General features: G+C 70.9%; 1 protein-coding gene. It reads left to right on the forward strand.

Annotated features, from left to right (window positions below; genetic code table 11):
- On the forward strand, positions 1-681 hold a 681-nt coding region (locus AC27IO_RS25090; RefSeq protein ID WP_498741327.1), incomplete at both ends, for an ABC transporter permease subunit.

The raw sequence follows: 681 nt of genomic DNA on the forward strand, positions 1-681 counted from the left end.
GCGCTGGCCGTGGGCACGGTGGTCTCACTGCTGCTCGTGGCCATGCTGGGCATCTGGCCCGAGGCCATGGTGACGCTGTCGCTGGTGCTGACCTCGCTGGCCTTCTGCCTGGTCATCGGGCTGCCGCTGGGCATCCTGCTGGCCAGCAGCGACCGGGCCCAGCGCGTGATGCGGCCGGTGCTCGATGCCATGCAGACCACGCCAGCCTTCGTGTACCTGGTGCCGGTGGTGATGCTGTTCGGCATCGGCAACGTGCCGGGCGTGGTGGTGACCATCGTGTTCGCGCTGCCGCCGCTGGTGCGCCTGACCAATCTGGGCATCCGCCAGGTGCGGCCCGACCTGATCGAGGCCGCCCGGGCCTACGGGGCCTCGCCGCTGCAGTTGCTGGCCAAGGTGCAGCTGCCGCTGGCCATGCCGTCCATCATGGCGGGCATCAACCAGTCGCTGATGCTGTCGCTGTCGATGGTGGTGATCGCCTCGATGATCGCCGTGGGCGGCCTGGGCCAGATGGTGCTGCGCGGCATCGGCCGGCTGGACATGGGCCTGGCGACCGTGGGTGGCCTGGGCATCGTGCTGCTGGCCATCACGCTGGACCGCATCACCCAGTCCATGGGCCAGCCGCGCCGCGGCGTGCGCCACTGGTGGCAGACCGGTCCCGCCGGCCTGGTGTGGCGCCTCGCC

The sequence above is a fragment of the Acidovorax sp. KNOB132 genome, assembly GCF_057541515.1.